The organism is Nioella sp., from assembly GCF_964229645.1.
Classification (GTDB): Bacteria; Pseudomonadota; Alphaproteobacteria; order Rhodobacterales; family Rhodobacteraceae; genus Nioella.
In genome coordinates, this window is the sequence record NZ_CAXREX010000317.1 from 1 (window position 1) to 24,353 (window position 24,353).

Below are 24,353 nucleotides of genomic sequence, written 5' to 3' on the forward strand. Positions count from 1 at the left end.
CCGTTGCTCGAAGGCTGTCTTGCCCGGTTCGAATGCGAACGCTACGCGGAATACGACGGGGGCGATCACGCGATCATCGTGGCGCGGGTGCTGAAAGCCTCGGTCAGGCAGGGCTTGCCGCTGCTCTTCTACGGGGGGCAATTCGGCCAGTTCGCGTCTGGCGGCTGACCCATGGAACTCGCCGATCGGCTACGCCATCTTCTCGGGCCCGGCTTTAGCAGGCCGGGCCTTGGTGCTGTCGCACGGGTTGGCCAAGCCGATTGCTGCGGCTGGCGGCTGGAAAAGCTGCGCTTCGAAGGGAGGGATGGGGAACAGGTTTCAGCCAGCTTCCTCCACCCGCCGGATGGTCACCCGCCGGTCCCGGCGGTCATCTATGCCCACGCTCACGGCAATCGCTATCACATGGGGTGCGAAGAGCTGAGCGAAGGCCGGCCCGCGCTTCAGGGGCCATACGCGCCCGACCTTGTCCGCCTCGGGATTGCCGCGCTTTGCATCGAGATGCCGTGTTTCGGGGCCCGCCAACAGCCCGGAGAAAGTGCCCGCGCCAAGGCGGCGCTTTGGAGGGGTGAGACGCTGTGGGGCCAGATGCTGGCCGAACAGATCGCCGGGGTCGATTTCCTTGCCGCTCACCCAGCTATACGGCCCGACGGGATCGGCACGCTCGGGTTCTCCATGGGCAGCACGTTGGCCTTCTGGCTGGCAGCATTGGATTCGCGCGTCCGGGCCTGTGCCGCGCAGTGTTCCCTTGCCGACCTGGAAACGCTGATCGGCAAGGGGGCGCATGACGGGCACGGGATATACATGACCGTTCCGGGGGTGTTGCCTGTCGCTCGGACCGGCCAGATCGCCGGGCTGATCGCGCCGCGTGCCTTGCATGTCAGTGTCGGGTTGCAGGACTGGTCCACTCCGAAAGCGGCCTTCGACGTGGCGCGGCAAGACCTGGAGGTGGCCTTCGCCAAAGGCGGGCAGCTATCCCTTCACGTGGAGCCAGACACCGGCCACGAGGAAACCCCGGCGATGCGGCGGGCCGTGTTGGCATTCCTGTCGTCAGAACTGGCGGGATAGCCGGGCGAACTCGGCGGCCAGCGTGGCCCAATCCTCCTCGGACAGATCGGCCAAACCCACCAGCCCTGCCAGAGACTTGCAGAGCACGTCAGGTGTCGACGAATCTTCTATAAGATTGGAGATCCTTTCCGCGTTCGGGTCCGTCAGGGGCTGGCCGCTCCCATGCGCGTTCACAACAAAGGCCATCCACGCCGCGACAGCCTGCAGGGCCTGCGGGGCCGCGGCCTGCTCCGCGATGATGGGCACCAGCCGTTCGCGCAGTTTCAGGCTGCCGTCGCAGGCGATCTGCGCGAGCTCGTGGCGCATCTCAGCAACGGCAAAGCGATCTGCAAGCGCCGCGCGATAGGTCGGGAGCGTTGGCCGCACCACGCCGGGCAGAGTTGGCTGCGCTTCGTCCCAGAGCCGCTCGACCCCGGCGCGCAGGTCTGGATCGGCCATCGCTTCGTGCACGTAGCGGTGTCCTGCCAAAAGGCCAGCATAGGCCAGGTAGGAATGCGCCGCGTTCAACAGGCGAAGCTTGCGCTTTTCGTAGGGGGCGACATCGGGAACGATCTCGACGCCCGCACGTTCCCATTCCGGGCGAGGGCCTGCGAAATCATCCTCGATGATCCATTCCGAAAACGCTTCGGTCAGAACAGGGGCTTCGTCAGGCGTGCCGGTCTCGGCCTCGATCTCGGCCTGAATGGCCGCGGTCGTCGCCGGGGTGATCCGGTCGACCATCGTATCGGGAAAACGGATGCCGGCGGTCAGCTCCAGCGCAGCGGCCCTGGCGAAATCCCTGATGGCCGCGCCAAGCGTGCGGCCATTGCCCGAGATGTTGTCACAGCTGATGACCGTCGCTGGATCTTCGCGCTGAGCCAAGCCATGTGCCAGCATCCCGATCGCGCTTCGTGGTCCGTCCGAAAGGTCGGACAGGACGGCCGGGTTGCCGAGGTCAAGCCGTCCATCAGGCCCCAGACAATAACCCTTCTCGGTCACGGTCAGGGTGATGATGAGAGTATCTGGGTCGGCAATGGCCGCGATCACCGATTGTGGATCGTCCCGCGCCAGGATCAGCCGGTCATGGAGCGCGATGCGTTCAACCGACAGGCCCCCGACGCTGCGGATGCCAAGGTGATAGTGGCCCGTCTGCCGTTGCAGGGCATCGAACAAGGCACGGTTGCCCATGACGACGCCCGTGATGGGCCAACCGCCCGCGTGGGCCGTGTGCCAGGCCTGGTGCGCCCGGTGAAAATTGCCAAGACCCAAGTGAAGGATGCGCGGCATGGGTCAGCCCCCTGTCAGGCGGTAGGCATCAAGCGCGAGGTCTCGCGCCAGGGCGGGGGCCAGCCTGTCTGCATCGGCCCTGGCCAGCACGCCTCGATCGACCTGGTCGGCAAGGTGCAGCGCCAGGGCCCGCCGCCAGGTGTCGTGACGCGCCGGGATCGACAGGAAGGCACGGGTGTCGTCGTTGAATCCCGCAAGATTGCGGTATCCTGCCGTTTCCACCACCCGGTCGAAATATCGGCGGATGCCGTTCAGGCTGTCGTGGAACCACCAGGGCGGGCCAAGGCGCAGGCAGGGCCAGTGGCCCACCATTGGCGCCAGTTCCCGGGCATATGTGCTCTCGTCCAGCGTGAAGAGGATCACCCGCAGTCGTGGATCGTTGCCGACACGGTTGAGGAGCGCCGCCATACCGTCCACCCAGTCAATCGCGCCGGGGATATCGGCCCCCATGTCGGGGCCGTGGCTCGCCAAGAGGGGGGCATTCGTGTTGCGCCGGCTGCCCGCGTGGATCTGCATCACCAGCCCGTCCTCGACCGACATCTGGGCCATTTCGACCAGCATATGCCCATAGTAGGCCTTGGTCTCGTCCCGGCTCAGCGTTCCGGCAAGTGCTTTTGCATGAAGCTCTTCGACCTCATCCCTGTCGAGCCAGCGCGTGCCAAGATCGGGCACGTCGTGGTCGGTCGCGGTGGCCCCGGCCGCGATGAATGCGGAGCGGCGCAGCCGCAGGGCCTCCAGGAAGTCGGGGAAGCGCGCCACATCCCTGCCTGTCATCTCGGCGAGGCGCGCGATGGCGCCCGGATGATTGGGGCGCTGCGGATTGAGCAGATCATCGGGCCGGAAGGTCGGGATCACCCGGCCCGGCCATCCCGACGCGGCAATCGAAGCATGGTGGTTCAGGGGGTCTGTCGCGGCATCCGTGGTAGCCAGCACCTCGATTCCGAAACGATCGAACAGGGCGCGGGGCTGGAAGGCGGGCTCGGTCAGTTTTGCGGCGATCTCGTCGTAAAGTGCGTCCGCGCTGCCCGGTGTCAGCGGCGTTTTCACCGCAAGCGTCCTGCGCAGTGTGAATTCCATCCACTGGCGGCTCGGGGTGCCAAGAAACGCGTCCCAGTGTTGCGTGAAAAGGCGAAACACGGCGCGCGGATCCCTGTCCTCTCCACCCGGCCCGATCCCGAGATCGGCCAGCGGCACGCCCTGTGAATAGAGCATTCGGAACACGTAGTGGTCGGGTTGGATCAGCAACGCAGCCGGGTTGGGGAAAGGCGCATTTTCGGCCCACCAGGATGGGTCGCAATGCCCGTGCGGTGAGACGATCGGCAGATCGGTGATACCGTCGTAGATCGCACGCGCCGCGCCGGGCAGAGCGGCTCCGATCTCGTTCGGAGCGGTCATCGGGGGCTCACCCCTTGTCCTCCGCGCCAAAGAAATCGCGGTTTTCGTCAATCAAGCCGGACAGTGTCCGCAGCACGTTGCGAAGATGCCGCCGCATCCGGTCAAGCGCCTGGCCCGAATAGCCTGCGATTACCGCTTCTAAGATGCCTTCGTGTTCGGCCAGCAGCTTTCTCATATGGGCGGCGTCATTCAGCGACAGCACGCGCAGGCGGTCCAGTGTCGCCTTCTCTCGCAGCAGAAGCCCGCCCACCCGGTCATAGCCCGTCGCGCGGGCAAGGATCGCGTGAAACTGGTCATCGAGCGCCTGGAACGTGGTCTTATCGTCGTCGGCTACGGCCTTGCGCTGACGGGTCAGGTTCTGGTCGAGCTCAGTGCGGGCGTCGTCGGGTAGACCCTCGGCGCAAAGCCGTTCCACCACCGCGACTTCCAGCGCTTCGCGCAGAAACTGCGCCCCACGGATCTGACGCTCAGACAGTTTGGCCACGTAAGTTCCGCGGCTTGGCCAGGTCAGCAACAGCCCGTCATCGCGCAGTTGTGCAAAGGCTTCGCGAACCGGAGTCCGGCTGGCGCCGAACAGCTGTCCGACCTCGTTTTCCGAGATCATCTGTCCCGGTTCCAGGGTCATCGACAGGATGGCGGTCTTCAGGGCAGACGCAATTTGCTCAGCGGCCGGGCGCGACAGGTCCAGCGGCGCGACGGGAAGGGCCGAAGCGTCAATCACTGGCGATTTCCTGTTCACGCGCGCTCTCCCTCTGAGGTGCCTCTTCGGAACCTGTATACCGGTATTCAAAAAAGTTGACAACCGGTATACCGGTATGGCTGACTGCCGTGGTGAGTGAGAGAAGGGTTTTCCAGTCATGGGTGACTCGCGGTCGAAAGTGGCCGTCCTGATCGGAGCGGGCATGGTGGCCCGGACCCATGTCGCAGCAGTTGCAGCGGCGGGTGACGCTGTGCGTCTGAAGGCCATCTGCTCGCGCAGCCGGGACCGGGCCGAAGCCCTGGCAGCGGAAGCAACTGCCGCTATAGATCGGCCGGTTTCCGCCCTCACGGACCTCAACGCGGTGGCCACTGACCCAGAGGTCGATTTTGCCGTGATCCTGACCCCGCCCGACGCACGCGCGGATTTGATCCGGCCGCTTGCAGAGGCGGGCAAACATATCCTGCTTGAAAAGCCAATGGGCCGGAACGCGGACGAGGCGCGCGAGGTTGTGCGCATCTGCCGGGCGGCAGGTGTGACGCTCGGTGTCGTGTTCCAGCATCGCATGCGCGCGGCCTCTCTCAAGGCGGCAGAGCTTGTAAAGGGCGGCGCGCTCGGGTCGCTCGGCCTGGTGGAGATCTCGGTGCCCTGGTGGCGTGAACAGGCCTATTACGATGAACCGGGGCGCGGCACTTATGCGCGTGACGGGGGCGGTGTGCTGATCAGCCAGGCCATTCACACCATCGACCTTGCCCTAAGCCTCGCGGGCCCCGTGGACAGCGTGCGCGCCATGGCCACGACCACCCGCTTTCACGATATGGAGGCGGAAGATTTCGTGGTGGCCGGTCTGCGCTTTGCGGGCGGGGCCGTCGGCTCCATGGTGGCCAGCACAGCCAGCTTCCCGGGCGGCGCGGAATCGATCACGCTGCATTTCGACAAGGCCAGCCTGCACCTGGAATCCGGGCAGCTACTGGTCCGGTGGCGCGATGGCCGCGAAGAGCGTTTCGGAGCGACCGGGGGCACGGGCGGCGGGGCTGACCCGATGGCTTTCACCCATGAATGGCACCAAGGGATAATTGAGGATTTCGTCGATGCGCTTGATGAAGGCCGCGAACCTGTTGTGAACGGCGAGGCCGCACTGGCGGCCCATGACCTGATCGATGCCACCATCCGCTCTGCCCGTAGCGGGCAAGCAGAGGAGTTGGCCGCATGACACCCTTGCGTTTCGCTGCCATCGGGATTGACCACCGCCATGTTTACGGCATGGCTGCGAACATGGTCGATGCGGGTGCCGAATTCGTCGGTTGGTGGACCGAGGGCCATCCCAATACCGAGGAAGGTTTCGTCAAGCGCTTCCCGGACGTGCCCCGCGCGGAAGACGCCGAAGCGCTGTTGAACGATCCGTCCATCGAGTTGATCCTTCTGTCGGGCATTCCTTGCGATCGGGCCGGTTGGGCGATCAAGGCGATGGGGGCCGGCAAGGACGTGATGAGCGACAAGCCCGGTTGCACGACGCCGGAACAGCTTGCTGCGATCAAGGCCATCGTCGCCGCCACGGGCCGCATCTGGTCCATCGACTTTTCCGAGCGCTTCGAGGTCCCCGCTGTCACCCGCGCGGCCGAATTGGTGGCCGAAGGGGCCATCGGGAAGGTGGTGCAGACCCTTGGCATCGGGCCGCACAGGCTCAACCGTGACACGCGCCCCGGCTGGTTCTTCGAGAGGGACGCCTATGGCGGTATCATCACCGATATCGCCAGCCACCAGATCGACCAGTTCCTGTTCTTCACCGGCTCGACCGATGCCGAGGTGACGCTGGCCAGCGTGGCGAACTACGCCAACCCGGACGATCCGGGCCTTCAGGATTTCGGTGAAATTGCCCTGCGCAGTGACCGGGGGCACGGCTATATCCGCGTTGATTGGTATACGCCCGATGCGTTGCCGACATGGGGCGACGGGCGGCTGACGATCCTCGGGACCGAGGGCTATATCGAGTTGCGCAAATATGTCGATGTCGGATGCGAGGGCACCGATCACCTCGTGCTGGTCAATGGCATCCGTTGCGAGAAGATCGACGCATCGGACGCGGGCCTGCCCTATTTCGCGCGGCTCATCGACGATATCCGCAACCGGACCGAAACGGCGATGACTCAGGCCCATGTCTTCAAGGTCTGCGAACTGGCCCTGACCGCGCAGGCCATGGCAGAGGCGCGCGCATGATCCGCGTCGCCATCATAGGGGCCGGGATCGGGGCCGAACACCTTGAGGGCTATCGTGCCCTGCCAGAGCGGTTCACGGTGGCCGCGCTTTGCGATCTCGACACCGCGCGCGCGGTGAAGGCCACGGGTGGCGATCCCGGCATTGCGATTTCGGATGATCTGGAGGCTGTGCTGGCCGATCCCGCGATCGACCTCATCGACGTTTGCCTGCCGCCGCATCTGCATTTCCCCGTGTCCATGAAGGCGCTGCAGGCGGGCAAGCACGTCATCTGTGAAAAGCCTATCGTGCGGTCGCTCGACGAGGCAGACCAGTTGCAGTCCGCCGCAGAGGCGAGCGGTCGACAGGTATTCCCTGTCTTCCAGTATCGCTACGGCCCCGGCCTGGCGCAGCTCAAGGCCTTGCAGGCAGCGGGGCTTGCGGGTCGGGCCTACGTGGCCAGCCTGGAAACCCACTGGAACCGGGATGCGGCCTATTACGCGATCCCGTGGCGCGGAACTTGGGCCGGGGAATCTGGCGGCGCGCTGCTTGGCCACGCGATCCACGCCCATGACCTGCTGTGCCATGTGCTTGGCCCCGTGGCGGAGGTTTTTGCCATGGCCGATACGCGGGTGAACGCAATCGAGACAGAGGATTGCGCCGCCCTCGCCTTCCGCATGGAAAGCGGTGCGCTGGCAACCAGTTCCGTCACACTTGGCGCGGGCAATGACACATCCCGCCTGCGTTTCTGTTTCGAGGGGTTCACCGCCGAAAGCGGGACAGAACCCTATGCCCCCGCCATCGGGGTCTGGACCTTTACCGCCCGGACCCCGGTCACCCAGGATCAGATCGACGCCGTGCTGGAGGATGTAACGCCGCAGCAACCGCGTTTCGCAGGCTACCTGCATGCCATCGCCGATGCCCTTGCAGGGCAGGGTGGCCAGGAGGTGACGCTTGCCGATGGCCGACGGTCCATCGAACTCGTGACAGCGATCTATGCCTCGATCCGCGAGGGGGGCGTAAAAAAACTGCCGCTTGCCCGTGGCGCGGCATTTTACGGGGGCTGGATGCCAGACCAGCCCTAAATGACCAAGAACCCAAAAGGACCAAAGGGAGGAACTGAAATGAAACGAAACGTGCTGATGACGACGGCCATGGCGGCAGTCTTTGGCGTGGCAGCGGGTGCTGCCTCGGCCCAGGAAATCCGCTTCATGTGCTACTCGGACGGTAACGAGTGCGAAGTCTATGACGACGTGCTGAGCCGCTTCGAGGCCGAGAACCCCGGGATCGACGTGATCGTCGACGTGGTGCCCTACCAGGCGATCCTTGAAAACCTGCCCGTGCAGCTGGCGGCTGGCACCGGCCCGGATATCGCGAAGGTCACTGACCTTGGTGGTCTGAACGAGTATTACCTCGACCTCGCACCCTATGTGGACCGTGGCTACTGGGAATCGAACTTCGGCGGCACGCTTGGCTGGTATCGCGGCGCAGCCGGTGGTGATGGCATCTACGGCATGCACAGCCAGCTGACCATCACCGGGGCCTTCGTCAACGCGACCCTCTTCGAGCAGGCCGGTGTCGAGATGCCCTCGAACGACGCAAGCTGGGATGAATGGGCCGCTGCCGCCCGCGCCGTAGCAGAAGCCACCGATGCCGACTTCCCGATGGCGATCGACCGTTCCGGCCACCGCGTGGCAGGTCCGGCGATTTCCTACGGGGCGCAGCTCTTCGATGCCGATGGCAATGCCATGCTGGTCGATGACGGTTTCACCGCCTTCGCGCAGCAGTTCGTGGACTGGCACAATGATGGCACCATCGCGCGCGACGTTTGGGCGGGCCAGGGTGGTTCCACCTATCGTGACGCGGCACAGGAGTTCATCAACGGCGAGCTGGTGTTCTACTACTCCGGATCGTGGCAGGTAGGCCGCATGGATAGCCAGGTGGGTGACTTCTTCGACTGGCGTGTTGTTGGCAGCCCCTGTGGCCCCGCTGGCGCATGTTCCGGCATGCCGGGCGGCGCAGGCATTGTCGGCTTCAGCCAGACCGAGCATCCCGAAGCCGTGGCAGCCGTGATCGACTACCTCGCGCAGGAGGACGTCTACGCCGAAGTCACCGCCCGCACCCGCAACCTGCCCGCACACCTGGGCGTTGCAAACGCAGGCGTGGAATTCGAGGGCGCGTCCCCGGCCGCTGCTGCCGCTCTCTCGGCCTTCGCAGGTGACCTTGGCGACGTGTCGCCGATCGCCTTTGCCTACCAGGGCTATGCCGGCAACCGCGCGATGTATGGCATCACCGTCGAGCGCCTGAGCCAGGCCATCGTTGGTGAACTGACTGTGGCCGAAGCCATGGAACGCGCAGCCGCCGACCTGGCCGCCGCGATGGCAGAAGCCAACTGATCGGACGATCAACGCCCCTCGCGCCCACGGTGGCGCGGGGGGCACCAAGAGGGGAAGGGGGACCTCATGCTGAGTATCATCACGCCCATCATGCGGCTGGTGGAGATTCCGATGCTGGCGCTTCAGCGCCTGTTGGGGATCAATCGGCTGGCCTGGGCTTTCCTGTTGCCGAACCTCATTCTCTTCGGCCTATTCGCTTTCCTGCCCGTCATTCTGAACATGGTCTACGCACTGACCGGCAGCGACAACGTGCTGCTTGCGGATCGGCCCTTCGTCGGGGGGCAAAACTTCGGAACACTGCTCGATTGCAGCAATTACCTCGACCCCAATTCCTGCCGCGAGGACAAGTTCTGGCGCGCCGTGTGGAACACCGGCTGGTTCGTGACCCTGCAGGTCGGGTTCATGGTTGGTTTTTCACTTCTGACCGCGCTGATCCTGAACCGCGAGATCAAGGCACGCGGCTTCTTCCGCTCGGTATTCTTCTTTCCCGTTCTCCTGTCGCCTGTCGTGGTGGCGCTGATCTGGAAGTGGATCTTGCAGCGCGAGGGCGTGATGAATGCCTTTCTCGATTGGACCGGGATTGGTGGGTATAACTGGCTGGTCGATGCCAACTGGGCTTTCGCCTGGTCTGTCTTCATCTCGGTCTGGGCCCATATGGGGTTCTACACGCTCATTCTGCTGGCCGGTCTTCAGGCCATTCCGCGCGATGTCTACGAGGCCGCGATCATGGATCGGGCGAGCCCCTGGCGCACCTTCCGCCGGATCACGCTGCCGCTGCTGTCGCCCACCATGCTGGTGGTTCTGGTTCTGGCGCTGATCAAAGGCGTTCAGACCTTCGATGAAATCTATGCCTTCACCGGGGGCGGGCCGGGCACGGCCACGACCTTCATCATCCAGTATATCTACGAAGAGGGCTTCGCGGGTGCACCGCGTCTCTTCGGCCTTGCGGCGGCCGCCTCACTGCTGGTTGCCATCGTGCTGGTGGTGCTGACCTTGGTGCAGCTTTGGGTCAACAGGAGGAACGTCGATGGGTAGAGCAATCTCCTTCCTCACCGCCACCCGAGGCAAGGGGCGGCTGCATTGGACCGATTGGGTGTCCTATGGCTACCTCTGCCTTGGCGTGTTCCTGATGTTCGGCCCGGTGATCTGGCTGGTTCTGTCCAGCTTCAAGACCCCGAATGAACTGGACCGCTTTCCGCCGCGTTTCCTGCCTTACGCGCAGGAAACCATGGACCTGCAGGGGTTCGATCAGCCCCTGCTGCTGTTCACGGTAGTTGAGGGGGAATACGCGGGCGAGGTCGTCGCCCAGACCCGCCGCGCGGCAGGTCGGGCCGAGGTGGTTCTGCCGGTCGATCCCGAAACCCGCATCCGCCTGCAGGCCGACCAACTGGAGCCCATCGAAAGCATCGCATTCGCGACCGAGAATTTCACGCAGCTGTTCGAGCGGTTCAACTTCCTGCGCTACTTCTTCAACTCCACTTTCATTACGGTGACTGCGACGGCGCTGATGCTTCTGGTCAATTCCATGGCGGCCTTTGCGCTCTCGAAATACGAGTTCCGGGGGCGCACCGCTGTGCTGCTGATGGTCGTGGGAACGCTGATGATCCCCCAAACGGTGGTGTTGGTTCCGCTGTTTCTGATCGTGACGGAACTGGGGATGTTCAACTCGCTCTGGGGGGTGATCATTCCGGGCGCTGCCACGCCGACAGGCGTTTTCCTTCTCAGGCAATACATGATCACCATTCCTGACGAGATCCTCGATGCCGCGCGCATGGACAAGGCAAGCGAGTGGAAGATCTTCTGGCGCATCATCATTCCCCTGTCGGCCCCTGCCATCGCGGTGTTGGCCATCCTTGCGATCATGTGGCGCTGGAACGATTTCCTCTGGCCGCTGATCGTGTTGACACAGTCGGAAAACTTTACGCTGCAACTGGCGTTGAACTCCTTCCAAGGCGAGCTTCAGACCGACTGGCCGAGCCTTCTGGCCATGACGGTGCTGACCTTGCTGCCGATCGCGGCGGTGTTCATGTTCCTGCAGAAATACATCGCCACCGGCATTGCCTCGACAGGCGGCAAATGACCGGGTGCGCAAGGACAAGAAAGGGCTGAAACATGGCCAGGATCGAACTGAAAGACGTGCGGAAATCCTACGGCGCGGCGGATGTCATCAAGGGAATCGACCTCGACATCGCCCACGGGGAATTCTGCGTTTTCGTCGGCCCGTCGGGCTGCGGCAAGTCTACGCTATTGCGCATGATCTCGGGGCTGGAGCCAATATCGGGCGGTGATATCGTCATCGGGGGCGAGGTGGTGAACGACATCCCCGCCGCCGACCGGGGGCTGGCCATGGTGTTCCAGTCCTATGCGCTCTACCCACATATGACGGTGCGCCAGAACCTCAGCTTCGGGCTGGAAAACATCAACACGCCCAAGGCCGAGATCACGAAGAAGGTCGATGAGGTGTCGAAGATGCTTCAGATCGACATGCTGCTCGACCGTCGCCCCAAGGACCTGTCGGGCGGTCAGCGCCAGCGCGTCGCCATCGGGCGGGCCGTGGTGCGCGAACCGCGCGTGTTCCTGTTCGACGAACCACTGTCGAACCTCGATGCCGAGCTGCGCGTCGACATGCGGGGCGAGATTACCGCGCTGCACCGGCGGCTGGAAAACACCATGATCTACGTCACGCACGACCAGGTCGAAGCGATGACCATGGCCGACAAGATCGCCGTGCTTCGGCTTGGTGAACTGGAACAGTTCGGCCGCCCGCTCGATCTGTATAACAACCCGGCCAATATCTTCGTAGCGGGCTTCATCGGGAGCCCCAAGATGAACTTCCTCACGGGCCGCGTGTCGGCCGACAACAGGGACGTGCTGGAGTTGGAAACAGGCGAGACCTTGCCCCTTCCGGCCTCGGGGTTTGCGCAGCGCCCCGGGGAAGCAGTGACACTGGGTATCCGGCCCAATCACTTGTCGGTGGTCGAAGCTGGACCCGTGCACATGGAAGTCAAGAGCGTCGAGCAACTGGGCGGCGAAGCCTATGTCTACGGCACACTGAAGAACGGCCAGTCGATGACCCTGCACCTGCCGGGCCAGATCGGCGCCGGGATCGGGGAAGTGTTGACGCTGGCACCGGAAGCGGACGAGGTGCACCTCTTCGACACAGATACCGGCCTGACCCTGCGGATGGAGTGAGGGCAGACCAGCATGCGGCAGACATGGCGATGGTTTGGGCCGGCAGACGAGATCTCGATCTCTGAAATCCGGCAGACGGGGGCAGCGGGCATCGTCTCGGCGCTGCACCACCTTCCATCTGGCGCAGTCTGGAGCGTGCCCGAGATCGAGCGCAGACGCAGCGAGATCGAAGGCGGGCCAAGCACGCCATCGGGGCTGGCCTGGGACGTGGTCGAAAGCCTGCCAGTGTCCGAGGCGATCAAGACACAAACCGGCCCCGTCAGCGAGCATCTCGATGCCTATCGCGAGAGCCTTCGAAACCTCGCGGCCTGTGGCATCCGCACCGTGTGCTATAACTTCATGCCCGTTCTGGACTGGACCCGGACCATGCTGAGGGGCCGCCTGAAAAACGGTGGCACGACGATGATGTTCGACCTCGTCGACTTCGCTCTCTTCGATCTTCATCTGCTGGCCCGACCCGGTGCGATGCTGGATTATTCGGACTCCATCCGGGAAGAAGCCGCGCGGCGCCACAAAGGCCGGAGCGAGGCGGCCTGCCAGGAGCTCGTGTCCAACATCGTTGCCGGGCTTCCGGGTGCCAATGAACACTGGACCCTCGAAGACGTGCGCGCGCAGCTTGCGACCTATGACGGCATCTCGGCCGATCGCCTGCGTGGCAATCTCGTCGATTTCCTGTCCGAGGTCGTGCCAACCGCCGAGGCGCTTGGGGTGCGGCTGTGCTGCCATCCCGACGATCCGCCCTTTCCCCTTCTCGGTCTGCCGCGCGTAATGTCGTCGTCAGACGATTACGCCTTGGTTCTGGACGCAGTGAATAGCCCCGCCAACGGCGCGACCTTCTGCACAGGATCGCTCGGGGTCGCGGCGGGCTTTGACCCGGTGGATTTCATCCAGCGCCACGGCCCCCGCATTCATTTCGTCCATCTGCGCAACACACGACGGGCAGGCCCTTGTGACGGCGCACGGGTCAGCTTCCACGAGTCGGAACACCTGGACGGAGACACCGACATGGTCGCCACGATCCGCGCCCTTCTGGCCGAGGAAGCCCGACGCAGGAACGAGGGGCGGGATGACTGGGAAATCCCGATGCGTCCCGACCACGGGCAGTCCCTGATCTGCGACCTGGAGCGCCCGATGATGCCGGGCTATCCCCTTGTGGGCCGCCTCAAAGGCCTCGCGGAATTGCGCGGAGTAATGGCAGCGCTGTCTTCCTGACCACCCGCCGAAGAAATCGGGAAAAGCCGGATCAATCTTCCAAGGGCCACTTCATACGGCGCTTCTTCAAGTGAAACTGAGGCGCTTCGCCCCCCTGTGGATCGCCTCGAAGATAATGTCGTTGCCAGCCTTGGCGAACGGTCTCGGGGTCCTCAGCCTTGAGCCGATCATTGAACGCAGTCCGATTGGTTGCCCACTTTTTGTAGCTTTCCTCGAGTTCAGGATCATCCGAGAGATCGCGAACCCGAGGCTGAATGCTGCTAAGGGCAACATGAGGCACAGGCGTGAGGAAGCAAAACCTGTCTCCCTTCCGGAAGTGCACCGTTCCGGGATAGGAGAACCGCCAGTTCATCGTGAAAGTGAAAGGCAACCAGTCGGTTTCCACGATCCCTTCAAGCGGCGAGACATTGATGGCCTGGTGATTGGGGGATCCACGCACCCAAAGCGCCCAACCCGGTGCCGTACGAAAGAGATACCCAGGCTGCATGGTCAAAACGGCTTCGCCGAAATGGGATTGTGCGAAGGAGTCTACATGTCCCTGCAAGTCCGGGTCTTCGGCTTTGATCTGGATATCGCCAGTCTGCCGTCCGCCAGTCCAAGTGGCCGAGAATGCGTATGGCACCAATAGTTCCCAACCCGTGCCATTGGCGATTGAGAGCGGCGTGCAGCGATAGGCAAACCGCTGCACTGTCCCATCCATCCAATTGCGCGTGGCATCGGCTGGGACCATTTCGGGCGGGTGCGATGTTATCCGATATGCCGTGAGTTCAGGGTCAGACAGAACGCGGTCTGAGACATCCTGCAATCCGTCATCGTCAAACGTGCCAGTTGTCATGTGTTACCCAACTAGTCCGGGGAAAGCGGAGGCGGCGACGGCGGCATGGGCGAGGGAGGCATGGGCGAGGGAGGCATGGGCGAAGGAGGCATCGGCACGGCCTGTGGCGTGGGACCTTCCGTATTGCTGACGCCCAAGCTCATGATCGGGGTGCGCTGGCCAAAGTCATAGCCGATTCCAAGCACGCTGTTGTCGAAATTCCAGCCAGCAAACACGTCATATCCGAAATCGCCGGAGCCGGGGTAGTAAGTGATACCGGCACCGAAAGTCGCTTCGTCTTCCTGATTGTTCGACAGTATGCGTGCTGAGATGCCGAACTGAGAGCCTTGGCCAGCGCCAAAGCTGATCGTGCCGCCAAGCATGAAAGTGGGGTCAGCATAAGCTGCAGAAGTGCCTAACAGCGCAGCGAAAGACGTAGACAGCAATAGCTTGTTCACAATGGCCTCCCTGAAAGTCCTAAGGGAAGATATATCGAAAGCATTTCTTTCATCAACTAAAGACAATTGACGTCCAACGCCCCCACCGCAGTTCGCTAGGCCTTCTTCGACATCAATCATTTCAAGTCAGAAACTGGCGCAAGGTGTGCCCCAGCCAATATGACCTCCGGAAGCTCCTGGTGCGTGGGTCATCAGGCGGCTGACAATAGCCCCGTGTTGTCGGCAACAGTGGTCAGTTTCTTGGCGAGTATTCACACCAGCCGGTAGAGAATCACGGTCTCGGCAAACTCATTGTGTTCATTGTGTCGCCGCATGTGTCCTGAGCAGCATCGACTCGAGAAACACGATAATTCTGCCACACGAACTTGTACCAGAGACCTGAACCACTACGCGGCAGAGGTGGTAGGTAAGAGATTGATTTTTAATGGGAAGGTTGGATTGGCTGGGGTGGTAGGATTCGAACCTACGGTACACGGTACCAAAAACCGCTGCCTTACCGCTTGGCTACACCCCAACCGTGACGCGCTAGTTACGCCGGGCAGCGCGCGGGATCAAGACCCTTCGGTCAAAAAACTCACACCGATTCATCATTCCTGTGGTGCCTCTCGCGCAAGCAGATCGTCTTGCGAGGTTTCGGCCCGTTCGGCGTCGACGATCCGCTGCAATTCCTGCATGTCCTCGGCATGAACCGGCATGGCAATGGCAGGGGCGGGCGGCTCGGCTGCCTCCGGCTCCGGGGGCTTTCCGGGACGCACGGTCGCGTCGGTGATCAGCCGGTATGTCGGCTCGGGCAGGGTGATTCCGGCCTCTTCCAGGCGCGCCTTGGCCAGGCGGATCGCTTCCCCCCGCGCCATGAAAAGCCCGGTCTCGTGCTGCTTGACCCAACCAGCCGCGGTAATCGTTATGGTGCTGTCTCCAACGCCCTCGACCCAGGTCGAAGGTCCGGGACTATCCAGCAGGTAGGGCAGCTCCTCTAGGGCTGCGAGGATGATGGCCTGTGCCTCGGCGAGATCGGCATTGGGGTCGATCCCCAGGGTGAACGTGAACCTCCGCTCGTCATTTCGGGTGTAGTTCACGATGCGGGCGCTGAAGACCTTGGAATTGGGAATGCGGATATGGTTGCCATCTGGCGACAGCAGGATGGTCGCGCGGCTGGTCAGACGGATGACGTGGCCCAGGTCGCCTTCGATCTCGACCAGGTCCTTCGGGCGGAACGGCTGGCGCACGGAAAGCATGATCGAGGCGATGAAGTTTTCTACCGTATCACGCACGGCGAAGCCGATGGCGAGGCCGGCGATCCCGGCAGCCCCCAGGATGGTCGACAGCAGGGCGGTGAGGTTCAGCAGATCAAGTGCCAGAACAACGCCCAGAACCACGAAGAAGAGCCGGACCACCTGGCGATAGATATCGGCGATGAAGGCATTGGGGGCGATCCGGTCCCAGGGGTTCTGCATCCGGGCGATCAGGAAGCCCGACCAGATGACCAACAGGCCTGCGAAGACCGCGATGAGCAGAAGTGGCAGGAAGGCAATGGTCTGTTCGATCCTGTCCCACAGCCTCTCGATAGCGGGCGTCAGCCGCTCCACGACATCCGTGGTTTCGGTCACCTCGTTCTCGATGGCAACGACCCCCTCGACGCGTGCAGCCAGGTCGGTGAGTGCCTCGGCCGTGGCGGCATCGAGCGTCGTGCCCCGTAGCGTCACGATCCCGTCCGAGACGTAGACCGCGACATTCTCGTACCCGTCGAGCTGATGGATGATCTCGCGGATCCGCACGGCGATGGCGGCGTCCTGCTGGACGGAATTCTCGACCGAAATGGTGGTGTCGGGCTGTGTTGCCTCTTGCGCGTGAAGCGACAGGGGAACCAGGATAAGGATCAGGGCTATCAGAAAACGCATGGCAGTCTCGGCAATAGGATTGCCGAGAGCCTAGAGCGCTTCGTCCGGTCAAGGAACCCCGGTGCGGTCCGGGCGGGGCAAAATCCGTGGGCGGATTTTGACAAGGATCTTTGAAAGATCCTTCCCGCGCCCTTGTCAGATCGTCTGGTCGTAGGCTCCGACGGCGGGCTCGGTGCGGATCACGGCGTCGAGGTCGTGGAAGATCGCCCGCATCTCGTCTTCGCTTTCGGGGCTTTCGCAGACCACCACCAGGTTCGGGGTGTTCGACGATGCGCGCACGAGTCCCCAGGCCCCGTTTTCCAGCATGACGCGGGCACCGTTGACGGTGACAACGTCCACGATCTTGCGGCCAGCGAGGGACCCGCCCTCGTCTTTGCGTGCCACCAGCTTGTCAACGAGCCGGGCCAGCACGTCGTATTTCTCGGTATCCGCGCACCAGGGCGACATCGTGGGCGTGGCCCAAGTGGTCGGCAGGGCGCGGCGCAGGTCGGCCATCGACATGTCGGGGTTACGGTCAAGCAGCTTGCAGATTTCGACTGCCACGCGCATGCCGCAGTCGTAGCCACGGCCAATGGGCTCCGCCAGGAAGTAGTGGCCCGACTTCTCGAACCCCGCCAGGGCACCCAGTTCGTGAACGCGGCGCTTCATGTGGCTATGGCCGGTCTTCCAGTAATCGGCCTTCACGCCGTGTTTCTTCAGTTCAGGGTCCGACGCGAAGAGCCCGGTGGATTTGACATCTGCTACGAAAGTCGCGCCCGGGTAGAGCTTGGCCAGATCACGCGCCATGATGACGCCGACCTTGTCGGCGAAAATCTCTTCGCCCTCGTTGTCGACCACGCCACAGCGGTCGCCATCCCCGTCGAAGCCGAGCGCGAGGTCGGCACCGGATCCGGTCACGGTCGCCGCCATGTCATGCAGCATCTCCATGGCTTCCGGATTGGGGTTGTAGTTGGGGAAGCTGTAGTCGAGCTCATTATGGGACGGCACGACTTCCACGCCCAAGCGCTCAAACAGTTCCGGCGCAAAGGCCGATGCGGTGCCGTTGCCGGTGGCGCAGACCACCCGCAGCTTGCGGGTCATCTTGAAGTCGCCCACAAGGTCGTCGAGATAAGCTTCACGCACGCCATCGACAAATTCGTATCCGCCGCCGGGCCGTGCCACGCCTTCGCCGCCCAACACGATGTCACGCAATCGCGCCATTTCCACCGGGCCGTGCGTCAGGGGGCGTTGAAAGCCCATCTTGACCCCGGTCCAGCCGGTGGGGTTGTGGCTTGCCGTGACCATGGCCACGGCGGGAGCATTGAGGTGAAACTGGGCGAAATAGGCCATGGGGCTCAGTGCAGGGCCGATATCCTTGACCTGGATACCGGCCTGCATCAGGCCGAGGATCAGGGCATTTTTCACCGACAGCGAATAGTCGCGGTAATCATTGCCGACGGCGATGACCGGCTCGATGCCGGCTTCGTGCATCTGGGTGCCAAGGCCAAGCCCGAGCGCCGTGATGCCGGGCAGGTTGATCTCGTCGGGGTACTTCCAGCGCGCATCGTATTCACGGAAGCCCGTAGGCGTGATCATGGCATCGCGCAGGAAGGACCAGGTGTTCTGGGTTACGTTTGCAATCGGTTTGGTCATCAAAAAAACTCCCGAAGGTCAGATATGGATCGGGTCGGCTTTTGCCAGTTTGTCAAAGGCCATTAAACTGCGCACAAGGGCAGGCATGCGGTCCAAATGGATCATGTTCGGTCCATCCGAAGGGGCCGCGTCAGGGTTTTCGTGCGTTTCGATGAAAACCGCCCCGATCCCAAGCGAGACCGCCGCGCGCGCCATCACCGGCGCAAATTCGCGCTGCCCGCCGGAGGATCCGCCCTGACCGCCGGGTTGCTGCACGGAATGGGTGGCGTCCATGACCACCGGGTAGCCGGTCTTGGCCATGATCGGCAGGGCCCGCATGTCAGCGACAAGCGTGTTGTAGCCAAAGCTTGCGCCGCGTTCGGTCAGCAGCAGCCGCTCGTTGCCAGTGCTTTCGAGCTTGGAGACGACATTGACCATGTCCCAGGGTGCCAGGAACTGCCCCTTCTTGACGTTGATCGCGGCCCCGGTTTCGCCTGCGGCCAGCACGAGATCGGTCTGGCGGCACAGGAAGGCGGGGATTTGCAGGATATCCACGACCTCGGCCACCGGCGCGCATTGCGCCTCGGAATGGATGTCGGTCAGCACCGGGCAGCCGAACTCTGCTTTCACCTTGTCGAGGATCGACAGACCTTCGTCGATCCCCACGCCGCGCTTGCCGCCAAGGCTGGTGCGGTTCGCCTTGTCGAAACTTGCCTTGAAGACGAATTGCGCTCCCGCGTCCTCGCAGGCAGCCGCCATGCGCGTGGCGATCATGCGGGCATGGTCGAGTGTTTCCAGCTGGCAGGGGCCGGCAATGACCGTTAGGGGCAGGTCATTGCCGACGGTGATCTTTCCGATCGGAACATGTTTCATGGGTTAGGCGGATACCTGTTCTCTGAGAATTGAGGCCGTCATCGACAGCATCAGGTAAATGCCAGAAAAGATCAGGAAGGCAAGCAGCGTGTTTTCCAGCTTGCGCGGATAGGCGGCTTCGTCCGGGGCCACTGGGTTCACGCTGATGGTCAGGTAAAGTGACTGCCGGTCTGCCTCGATACGGGCCGTCTCCAGCTGTTGCAGGGCCTGGCTCAGCATCAGTTGCCGGGTCTGAAGATCGGCTTGTGCCACCACCAGTTCCGAGCTGATCCGGGCCAGCGATGCTTCGCTTGCCTGCCCCACGGTCATCGAGTCGCGCAGTTCAGAAATCAGCGCCTCCAGCCGGGCGATGTTGCGCTCGGCCACCTCGACGCGGGTCGCGTTGGGGCGATCGACGGCTTGCAGTTCGGCAAGACGCAGCCGTTCGTTCTGCAACTGGATCTCGAAAGTCGAGATCTGGTTGAACAGGGCGCCGACCTCTGCCTCCGAGCTGAGGATACCGGATTGTTCCTGCAACGACACGACGCGCATCTGCGCCGCGGCAAGGGCCGCTTCGGCAGAGTCATAGCTTTCGCGTGCCCCGGCCATCTGGTCGCCGCGCACGCGTTGCGTCATCTGATCGACCCGTTCTTCGGCGTAGCGCAGCAGGGCGCTTGAAAACGCCTGTGACAGGGCCGGGTCGGGGGCCAGGACCTCCATCCGGATCATGCCCTCGGTCGGGTCGTATCCAAGCGTGAGGTTGCGGCGGTAAAGCTCGTAAAGATCCTCGCTGGAGGCATCGGGAGCCAGCCTGTTGAGCGGGTCGATGTCTTCCGTGGAGAAATGGCCGCGCAGGTCCAGTTCCTCGTCAAGCAACAGCATCGCCTCGCGGCTTTCCAGGAAGCTCTGCACGGCGATCGAATCCTGCACCGTAGCGAAGGTCGTGCCGCCAAAAAGCCCGGCAAGTCCGCCCGCAGGGCTGGACGCTTCGGATTTCTGGATCTGGAATTCAGTGGTGGTGGCGTACATCGGGGTTGCAACCCCGTAATAGTAATACCCCACAAGCATCGTGGGCAGCATCACGAAGGCCATCAGCCGGGCAGCAAGCAACAGCAGGCGCTTGCGGCGGCGCCTGGCGATGTCACGCTGCATGCGCAGGATTTCCTGCGCGCGCGCGGCCTCGTCCAGCGAGGGCGGCTGCACCATCGCGGGGGCTGTCTGCGCGGCGGGGGCGGGCACAGAAGGCTGGCGCACGGTGGCAGGAAGGCGCTGCGTATCGGCGCGCCGTTCACCCTCGTTGACCACCAGTTCCAGCATTGAAGAGCGTTCGAACGGGTCGATGCCCTGACGGCGCAACAGGCGCACGGCATCGAAGTCGGAGGCAGGTTGCAGCCCGTGTTTCTGCGCGGTGCGCCGGGCCATGCGCAGTTGTCGGCCCGTCAGGCCCTCTGCGCGGATTGCGGCCAGTTCTTCCTCGATCGACATACCCTCTGTCTGCCGTTGCGCCGGTTGCGGCGCGGCAGGGGTTCCCGCAGTCGGGAAACGCATGTTTTCGAAGCCGTCCTCGTCAGGAGCGCCAGCCGAGCTGGCCGCCACGCGCCGGGTTTCCCCCGCCGGGGCCGTGGGCCCCGTGCGCCGTATGCGGAACTTCTTTGCTCTGGGTTTCGTAGTCATAGAGCCTCTTGGCTTCTTCGAGTGAATCGAACTGATAGAACTGACCATCCTTCAGGACAGCCGCCCGCCTCGCGAATTTTTCTAGTGTTTGCGCCTGGTGCGATACGATGATCACAGTAGCGGATTTCAACCGGTCAGCCAGGATCGACCCGGCCTTGCGGTTGAACTCGGCATCCGTCGTGCGCGGCATGCCTTCGTCAATGAGGTAAATGTCGAACTCCAGCGCCAGCATCAGCGAGAACTGAAACCGGGCCTTCATCCCGGCAGAATAGGTGCCGAGCGGACGGTCGAAATATTCCTCCAGGTCACACAGCCACCGGCAGAAGGCTTCGACATAGTCGGGATCGAGCCCATAGAGCTGCGCGATGTAGCGTGCGTTTTCGGTTGCAGAAAGCTTGGGAATGACGCCGCCCATGAACCCGAGCGGGAACGAGATGCGGCTGGTGCGGATGATGTTGCCTTCATCGGGCTTTTCCAGTCCGGCCATCATGTTGATGACCGTTGTCTTGCCAGTCCCATTGGGCGCAAGGATACCGAGCGATTGCCCCGGTTCGACACGGAAAGACGCGCGGTCAAGGATGACCTTGCGCTGCGTGCCAGTCCAGAAGGACTTGGAGACATTTGCAAACTCTAGCATGCGTGCCCTGCGTTCTTGTCAGACCTACCCCCTACTTTTTCAACGAGAGGGTATCCAAGGATATATCTGACCATTTGGGCGGCATTATGTCCGGTCTGAACGATATTTCAAAGCACCATGGGGAATATTGTGGTCCAATCGTGACTTTTGACAAAAAAGAGACCCCCGACAGTCTGCCGGGGGCCTTAATAGCTCGCTCGCGCTTTGGGTGGATGCCTACACGTTCTTTTTCTCGACACGCAGCATCTTGCCCACGATGATCGAAATGACCGCAGCAAAGAAACTGAACAGCGCACCCATCTTGGCGGCGTCCTGAACGGGCCCTGCGTCGAACGCGACCGAGGCCACGAAGAGCGACACGGTAAAGCCGATCGCGGCCACACAGCCGATCACCACAAGGTCGATCAGCCTCATCCCTTCGGGAATGCCGAGCCCCATCGGTTTTGCGGCCAGCCAGCCGAACAGGAAGATGCCCACGGGCTTGCCGATCAGCAGGCCGAGCAGAACCAGCCAGGTTGCCGGCCCCATCGACGAGAACTCGACGCCTGCATTCAGCAGGCCGAAGAGGCCGAGAATGATCTCCACCGGCACTTTCAGGGCGTGTTCAATCTCGTTCAGCAGGTCGTGCAGGTGACGTTCCGCATCAGCAAAGATCCCGAAGGCACGGTCGGCATGCGGGATCGCGGGCACCACGGGCAAGAGGCCAAGCGCCGGGTGCAGACCGCTTTCCTGGAAGCCATACCAGCTCAGGCAGCCCGCGATGAGATAGGGCCAGAAGCTGAGGTTCTTGCGCACCCAGGTTGACCGCGTGCGAAGCTGGTCACCCCGGTCGAGCCGTCGCGGTAGCCAGTTGAACAGCACGAACACGGCGACGGCCGCCCCGAGGCTCAGTAGCAACCATTCCGGTGCAAGATCGCCAGAAGGATAGAAGATCGCCAGGATCAGCAGGCCCGCGGCGTCGTCCGCGATGGCCAGAAGCAGGAGAAACCGGACAGCCGGGTGCCCGGCGCCAAACACCATACGGCCGACAAGGTAGGAAAACGCGATATCGGTCGCGGTCGGGATCGCCCAACCATTCGCAACGGCGTTGTAGGTTTCCGACCCGAACACCATGGCAAGGCCCAGGTAGACGGTGATCGGGCCAACCATGCCGCCAAGCGTGGCAACCAGAGGTGTGGCCGCTTTCTTGCCCCGCAGCGACCCGTTTTCAAGGATCACGGCCTCCCAGACCTCTTTCGCGGCAATGGCGAAGAACAGCGCCATCAGCACGTCGTTCACGAGGTAATGCAGTGTCAGCGTGCGCACCACGTGGCCGTGGCCATCGTCATGCAGATGCCCGATGAAGAAGTCGTCGATCAGGACCATCTCGACGAAATGGTGGTAGCCCTCGGCGTTGGTATTGGCCCAGATCAGGGCCAGGATCGCGCCCCCGATCAGAAACAGCGAGTAGCTGGTGATGAAATTCCAGACGCGATACATCCGTCCCCTCCGCTTTTCCGGTTGCGGTCAGATAGCGGATGGGGACGCCCGGAACAATAGGTCAGGCCACCACACCCCATGCAAGACCGGCCAGAATGGCCCCGATGACGGCAAAACCCAGGTAGGCGGCGAAGATCCTGGGCTTGACCAGGGCCCAGACAGCAACGGCTGCCGGGATACAGCTGACCCCGCCCGCGATGACGAATGCCATTGCTGCACCGGGGCTCATACCCTGTTCCAGAAGCCCCGCAATCAGGGGCACGGCTGCATATCCGTTGAGATATGCGGGGGCGCCGAGGATGGCTCCAAGCAGGATCGGTCCGATGCCTGAGCCCCCAAGCGCGGTTCCGATCCATTCCGCGGGCACGTAGCGGATCAGAAGTGCCTGCAGCAGGTAAGCCAGCAGCAGCCACTTGCCTAGGAACAGAAGATTTTCCCAGGCCGCGCGGGCAAACAGGCTGCGCCGCTCGGCTTCCTGCCAGAACCGCCAGTTGAGGCTCAGCTTCCGGCTGCCACAGCAGGACCCGCAGCCTGTGGGAGTCTGTGCCTTGAGGGGGTCTGCAAGAAAAGAGCTGCCAGACAGGGCCATCAGGCTGAAGCCCCCCATCAGGCCGATGGCGATAGCCGCCAGGGTCTTGGCCAGGGCAAAGTCGAAGCTGATCGCGCCCGCGGTGATCGCGAACATCGCCGGGTCCATCAGTGGCGAGGCCAGCCAGAAGGCCATGACCGCAGACAGCGGCGCCCCGGCGGCCAGCAGGGCCGCGACGAAGGGAATGACTTCACAGGAACAGAAAGGCGACAGGCCGCCGGCAAGCGCCCCAAGCACGATCATCCGAACCTCGCGCCCCTCGAAAGCCCCTTCCAGCAGACGCTCGGAGCCGGTCGCACGCATTACTCCGATGGCAACCACGGCAAAGAGGATGAAGGGCCCGGTATGGGCAAGGCTGAAAAAGGCCTCGGTGATCGAGGGCAGGAAGGCCAACCGATCCAGGACGAAGAGCGCCAGGGCAATGCCCGCACAGGTCAGCAGCACCTTGTCGAGACGGCTCCACAGATCGCGCAGCGGGGCAGGAGATTGGGTCAGGTCAGCCATGGTGGCCTCCGGTTTGGTGCCCGCCCTGATCGGCGCAGCACTCTTGCAGCAGGTAATCGGACAAACGGCGGATCTCGTCATAGTCGACCGCGCAGAGAATACGCCGCCCGTCGCGACGCTGACGGACAAGGCCGGCCGAGACCATCTGCTTGAGATGATGGGTCAGAACCGAGCCTGTAATCCCGACACTGTCGCCCAGGGTGCCCATGGGAATGCCCTCTGGTCCGGCGCGCACCAGCCGTCGCAGGATGGACAGTCGTTGTTCGGAGCCAAGCGCCGCGAAGGCCGTTGCTGCGAATGTCAGGGCGGGAGGAGCGTGATTCTCTTTCATAATTCTATTATTATAGAAATGATGAAGTAAAATCTAGCTCCTTCTCCTTGAGATCGGAAGAGCGTCGTGTAGGGAAAGAGTGTAGACGAG

At 62.8% G+C, this 24,353-nt stretch carries 23 protein-coding genes and 1 tRNA gene; 10 read left to right on the forward strand and 14 right to left on the reverse strand.

From position 1 onward, the window contains the following. Positions 1-3: 3 nt before the first annotated feature. Positions 4-168, forward strand: a complete 165-nt coding sequence (locus ACEQXV_RS19625) for a flavin reductase family protein (protein ID WP_370270591.1) — start codon at positions 4-6, stop codon at positions 166-168. A 3-nt stretch (positions 169-171) separates the two neighbouring features. Further along, complete coding sequence (locus ACEQXV_RS19630) at positions 172-1,065, forward strand: alpha/beta hydrolase family protein (protein WP_370270574.1); 894 nt, start codon at positions 172-174, stop codon at positions 1,063-1,065. On the opposite strand, the gene ACEQXV_RS19635 is transcribed toward ACEQXV_RS19630, so the two are convergent. Genes ACEQXV_RS19635 through ACEQXV_RS19645 form a run of 3 tightly spaced genes read right to left on the reverse strand, consistent with a single transcriptional unit; the run spans position 1,048 to position 4,447 of the window. Further along, complete coding sequence (locus ACEQXV_RS19635) at positions 1,048-2,331, reverse strand: mannitol dehydrogenase family protein (protein WP_370270576.1); 1,284 nt, start codon at positions 2,329-2,331, stop codon at positions 1,048-1,050. The two genes, ACEQXV_RS19630 and ACEQXV_RS19635, sit on opposite strands and share 18 nt — an antisense overlap. A gap of 3 nt (positions 2,332-2,334) precedes the next feature. Next, positions 2,335-3,726 (reverse strand): glucuronate isomerase, encoded by a 1,392-nt coding sequence (uxaC, locus tag ACEQXV_RS19640; RefSeq protein ID WP_370253405.1) that lies wholly within the window; start codon positions 3,724-3,726, stop codon positions 2,335-2,337. Between the two features lie 7 nt (positions 3,727-3,733). Next, positions 3,734-4,447: a GntR family transcriptional regulator gene (locus ACEQXV_RS19645; RefSeq protein ID WP_370270578.1), complete on the reverse strand. Its 714-nt coding sequence runs from the start codon at positions 4,445-4,447 to the stop codon at positions 3,734-3,736. Between the two features lie 136 nt (positions 4,448-4,583). Between ACEQXV_RS19645 and ACEQXV_RS19650 the strand changes: the two genes are divergently transcribed. The 8 genes from ACEQXV_RS19650 to uxuA all read left to right on the forward strand — a co-directional run bounded on the left by ACEQXV_RS19650 (position 4,584) and on the right by uxuA (position 13,416). Beyond that, positions 4,584-5,636: a Gfo/Idh/MocA family protein gene (locus tag ACEQXV_RS19650; protein WP_370270579.1), complete on the forward strand. Its 1,053-nt coding sequence runs from the start codon at positions 4,584-4,586 to the stop codon at positions 5,634-5,636. Continuing rightward, on the forward strand, positions 5,633-6,640 hold the full coding sequence (locus tag ACEQXV_RS19655; protein ID WP_370270581.1) for a Gfo/Idh/MocA family protein: 1,008 nt from the start codon (positions 5,633-5,635) through the stop codon (positions 6,638-6,640). Before ACEQXV_RS19650 ends, ACEQXV_RS19655 begins: the two co-directional genes overlap by 4 nt. After that, positions 6,637-7,701, forward strand: coding sequence for a Gfo/Idh/MocA family protein (locus ACEQXV_RS19660; RefSeq protein ID WP_370270582.1), 1,065 nt, complete (start codon positions 6,637-6,639; stop codon positions 7,699-7,701). The genes ACEQXV_RS19655 and ACEQXV_RS19660 overlap by 4 nt, the downstream gene beginning before the upstream one ends. Before the next feature lie 39 nt (positions 7,702-7,740). Continuing rightward, positions 7,741-9,012: an ABC transporter substrate-binding protein gene (locus tag ACEQXV_RS19665; protein ID WP_370254632.1), complete on the forward strand. Its 1,272-nt coding sequence runs from the start codon at positions 7,741-7,743 to the stop codon at positions 9,010-9,012. A gap of 66 nt (positions 9,013-9,078) precedes the next feature. After that, positions 9,079-10,047 carry a carbohydrate ABC transporter permease gene (locus ACEQXV_RS19670; RefSeq protein WP_370254630.1) on the forward strand — a complete coding sequence of 323 codons (969 nt, stop codon included), beginning with the start codon at positions 9,079-9,081 and terminating at the stop codon, positions 10,045-10,047. Next, entirely contained in the window at positions 10,040-11,092 is a 1,053-nt protein-coding gene (locus ACEQXV_RS19675) for a carbohydrate ABC transporter permease (RefSeq protein ID WP_370254629.1), read from the forward strand. The genes ACEQXV_RS19670 and ACEQXV_RS19675 overlap by 8 nt, the downstream gene beginning before the upstream one ends. A 32-nt stretch (positions 11,093-11,124) precedes the next feature. Continuing rightward, a complete protein-coding gene (locus tag ACEQXV_RS19680; protein ID WP_370270583.1) occupies positions 11,125-12,204 on the forward strand; it encodes an ABC transporter ATP-binding protein in 1,080 nt (359 codons plus the stop codon). A 12-nt stretch (positions 12,205-12,216) separates the two neighbouring features. Beyond that, positions 12,217-13,416 (forward strand): mannonate dehydratase, encoded by a 1,200-nt coding sequence (gene uxuA, locus ACEQXV_RS19685; protein ID WP_370253635.1) that lies wholly within the window; start codon positions 12,217-12,219, stop codon positions 13,414-13,416. Between the two features lie 31 nt (positions 13,417-13,447). Here uxuA and ACEQXV_RS19690 read toward each other — a convergent pair whose 3' ends face one another. The 11 genes from ACEQXV_RS19690 to ACEQXV_RS19740 all read right to left on the reverse strand — a co-directional run bounded on the left by ACEQXV_RS19690 (position 13,448) and on the right by ACEQXV_RS19740 (position 24,263). Then, positions 13,448-14,251, reverse strand: coding sequence for a DUF6065 family protein (locus ACEQXV_RS19690; RefSeq protein ID WP_370270584.1), 804 nt, complete (start codon positions 14,249-14,251; stop codon positions 13,448-13,450). A gap of 11 nt (positions 14,252-14,262) precedes the next feature. Beyond that, positions 14,263-14,808 (reverse strand): hypothetical protein, encoded by a 546-nt coding sequence (locus ACEQXV_RS19695; RefSeq protein ID WP_370270585.1) that lies wholly within the window; start codon positions 14,806-14,808, stop codon positions 14,263-14,265. Positions 14,809-15,127: 319 nt separating this feature from the next. Continuing rightward, positions 15,128-15,202: transfer RNA gene (locus ACEQXV_RS19700), tRNA-Gln, on the reverse strand. Between the two features lie 73 nt (positions 15,203-15,275). Next, on the reverse strand, positions 15,276-16,586 hold the full coding sequence (locus tag ACEQXV_RS19705) for a mechanosensitive ion channel domain-containing protein (protein ID WP_370253632.1): 1,311 nt from the start codon (positions 16,584-16,586) through the stop codon (positions 15,276-15,278). Positions 16,587-16,721: 135 nt separating this feature from the next. Continuing rightward, the gene (locus ACEQXV_RS19710; protein ID WP_370270587.1) at positions 16,722-18,218 is read right to left on the reverse strand and encodes a phosphomannomutase/phosphoglucomutase; all 1,497 of its coding nucleotides are present in this window, start codon (positions 18,216-18,218) and stop codon (positions 16,722-16,724) included. An 18-nt stretch (positions 18,219-18,236) separates the two neighbouring features. Continuing rightward, on the reverse strand, positions 18,237-19,070 hold the full coding sequence (kdsA, locus tag ACEQXV_RS19715; RefSeq protein ID WP_370270588.1) for a 3-deoxy-8-phosphooctulonate synthase: 834 nt from the start codon (positions 19,068-19,070) through the stop codon (positions 18,237-18,239). Between the two features lie 3 nt (positions 19,071-19,073). Continuing rightward, entirely contained in the window at positions 19,074-20,597 is a 1,524-nt protein-coding gene (locus tag ACEQXV_RS19720; protein ID WP_370253627.1) for a capsule biosynthesis protein, read from the reverse strand. Between the two features lie 19 nt (positions 20,598-20,616). Further along, a complete protein-coding gene (locus ACEQXV_RS19725; protein WP_370253626.1) occupies positions 20,617-21,360 on the reverse strand; it encodes an ABC transporter ATP-binding protein in 744 nt (247 codons plus the stop codon). A gap of 216 nt (positions 21,361-21,576) precedes the next feature. Then, the gene (locus ACEQXV_RS19730) at positions 21,577-22,839 is read right to left on the reverse strand and encodes a Na+/H+ antiporter NhaA (RefSeq protein WP_370253625.1); all 1,263 of its coding nucleotides are present in this window, start codon (positions 22,837-22,839) and stop codon (positions 21,577-21,579) included. A gap of 61 nt (positions 22,840-22,900) precedes the next feature. Next, positions 22,901-23,932, reverse strand: coding sequence for a permease (locus ACEQXV_RS19735; RefSeq protein WP_370270589.1), 1,032 nt, complete (start codon positions 23,930-23,932; stop codon positions 22,901-22,903). After that, on the reverse strand, positions 23,925-24,263 hold the full coding sequence (locus tag ACEQXV_RS19740; protein WP_370253622.1) for an ArsR/SmtB family transcription factor: 339 nt from the start codon (positions 24,261-24,263) through the stop codon (positions 23,925-23,927). Before ACEQXV_RS19740 ends, ACEQXV_RS19735 begins: the two co-directional genes overlap by 8 nt. Positions 24,264-24,353 lie beyond the last annotated feature (90 nt).

Excerpts from the sequence above, each read along its gene's own strand:
- ACEQXV_RS19695 (WP_370270585.1), bottom strand. The coding sequence starts at position 14,808 with ATGATTGATGTCGAAGAAGGCCTAGCGAACTGCGGTGGGGGCGTTGGA.
- ACEQXV_RS19660 (WP_370270582.1), top strand. The coding sequence starts at position 6,637 with ATGATCCGCGTCGCCATCATAGGGGCCGGGATCGGGGCCGAACACCTT.
- ACEQXV_RS19675 (WP_370254629.1), top strand. The coding sequence starts at position 10,040 with ATGGGTAGAGCAATCTCCTTCCTCACCGCCACCCGAGGCAAGGGGCGG.
- ACEQXV_RS19730 (WP_370253625.1), bottom strand. The coding sequence starts at position 22,839 with ATGTATCGCGTCTGGAATTTCATCACCAGCTACTCGCTGTTTCTGATC.
- ACEQXV_RS19740 (WP_370253622.1), bottom strand. The coding sequence starts at position 24,263 with ATGAAAGAGAATCACGCTCCTCCCGCCCTGACATTCGCAGCAACGGCC.
- ACEQXV_RS19705 (WP_370253632.1), bottom strand. The coding sequence starts at position 16,586 with ATGCGTTTTCTGATAGCCCTGATCCTTATCCTGGTTCCCCTGTCGCTT.
- uxuA (WP_370253635.1), top strand. The coding sequence starts at position 12,217 with ATGCGGCAGACATGGCGATGGTTTGGGCCGGCAGACGAGATCTCGATC.
- ACEQXV_RS19680 (WP_370270583.1), top strand. The coding sequence starts at position 11,125 with ATGGCCAGGATCGAACTGAAAGACGTGCGGAAATCCTACGGCGCGGCG.
- ACEQXV_RS19635 (WP_370270576.1), bottom strand. The coding sequence starts at position 2,331 with ATGCCGCGCATCCTTCACTTGGGTCTTGGCAATTTTCACCGGGCGCAC.
- ACEQXV_RS19720 (WP_370253627.1), bottom strand. The coding sequence starts at position 20,597 with ATGCGTTTCCCGACTGCGGGAACCCCTGCCGCGCCGCAACCGGCGCAA.
- ACEQXV_RS19710 (WP_370270587.1), bottom strand. The coding sequence starts at position 18,218 with ATGACCAAACCGATTGCAAACGTAACCCAGAACACCTGGTCCTTCCTG.
- ACEQXV_RS19670 (WP_370254630.1), top strand. The coding sequence starts at position 9,079 with ATGCTGAGTATCATCACGCCCATCATGCGGCTGGTGGAGATTCCGATG.
- ACEQXV_RS19690 (WP_370270584.1), bottom strand. The coding sequence starts at position 14,251 with ATGACAACTGGCACGTTTGACGATGACGGATTGCAGGATGTCTCAGAC.
- ACEQXV_RS19665 (WP_370254632.1), top strand. The coding sequence starts at position 7,741 with ATGAAACGAAACGTGCTGATGACGACGGCCATGGCGGCAGTCTTTGGC.
- ACEQXV_RS19630 (WP_370270574.1), top strand. The coding sequence starts at position 172 with ATGGAACTCGCCGATCGGCTACGCCATCTTCTCGGGCCCGGCTTTAGC.
- ACEQXV_RS19725 (WP_370253626.1), bottom strand. The coding sequence starts at position 21,360 with ATGCTAGAGTTTGCAAATGTCTCCAAGTCCTTCTGGACTGGCACGCAG.
- uxaC (WP_370253405.1), bottom strand. The coding sequence starts at position 3,726 with ATGACCGCTCCGAACGAGATCGGAGCCGCTCTGCCCGGCGCGGCGCGT.
- kdsA (WP_370270588.1), bottom strand. The coding sequence starts at position 19,070 with ATGAAACATGTTCCGATCGGAAAGATCACCGTCGGCAATGACCTGCCC.
- ACEQXV_RS19650 (WP_370270579.1), top strand. The coding sequence starts at position 4,584 with ATGGGTGACTCGCGGTCGAAAGTGGCCGTCCTGATCGGAGCGGGCATG.
- ACEQXV_RS19735 (WP_370270589.1), bottom strand. The coding sequence starts at position 23,932 with ATGGCTGACCTGACCCAATCTCCTGCCCCGCTGCGCGATCTGTGGAGC.
- ACEQXV_RS19655 (WP_370270581.1), top strand. The coding sequence starts at position 5,633 with ATGACACCCTTGCGTTTCGCTGCCATCGGGATTGACCACCGCCATGTT.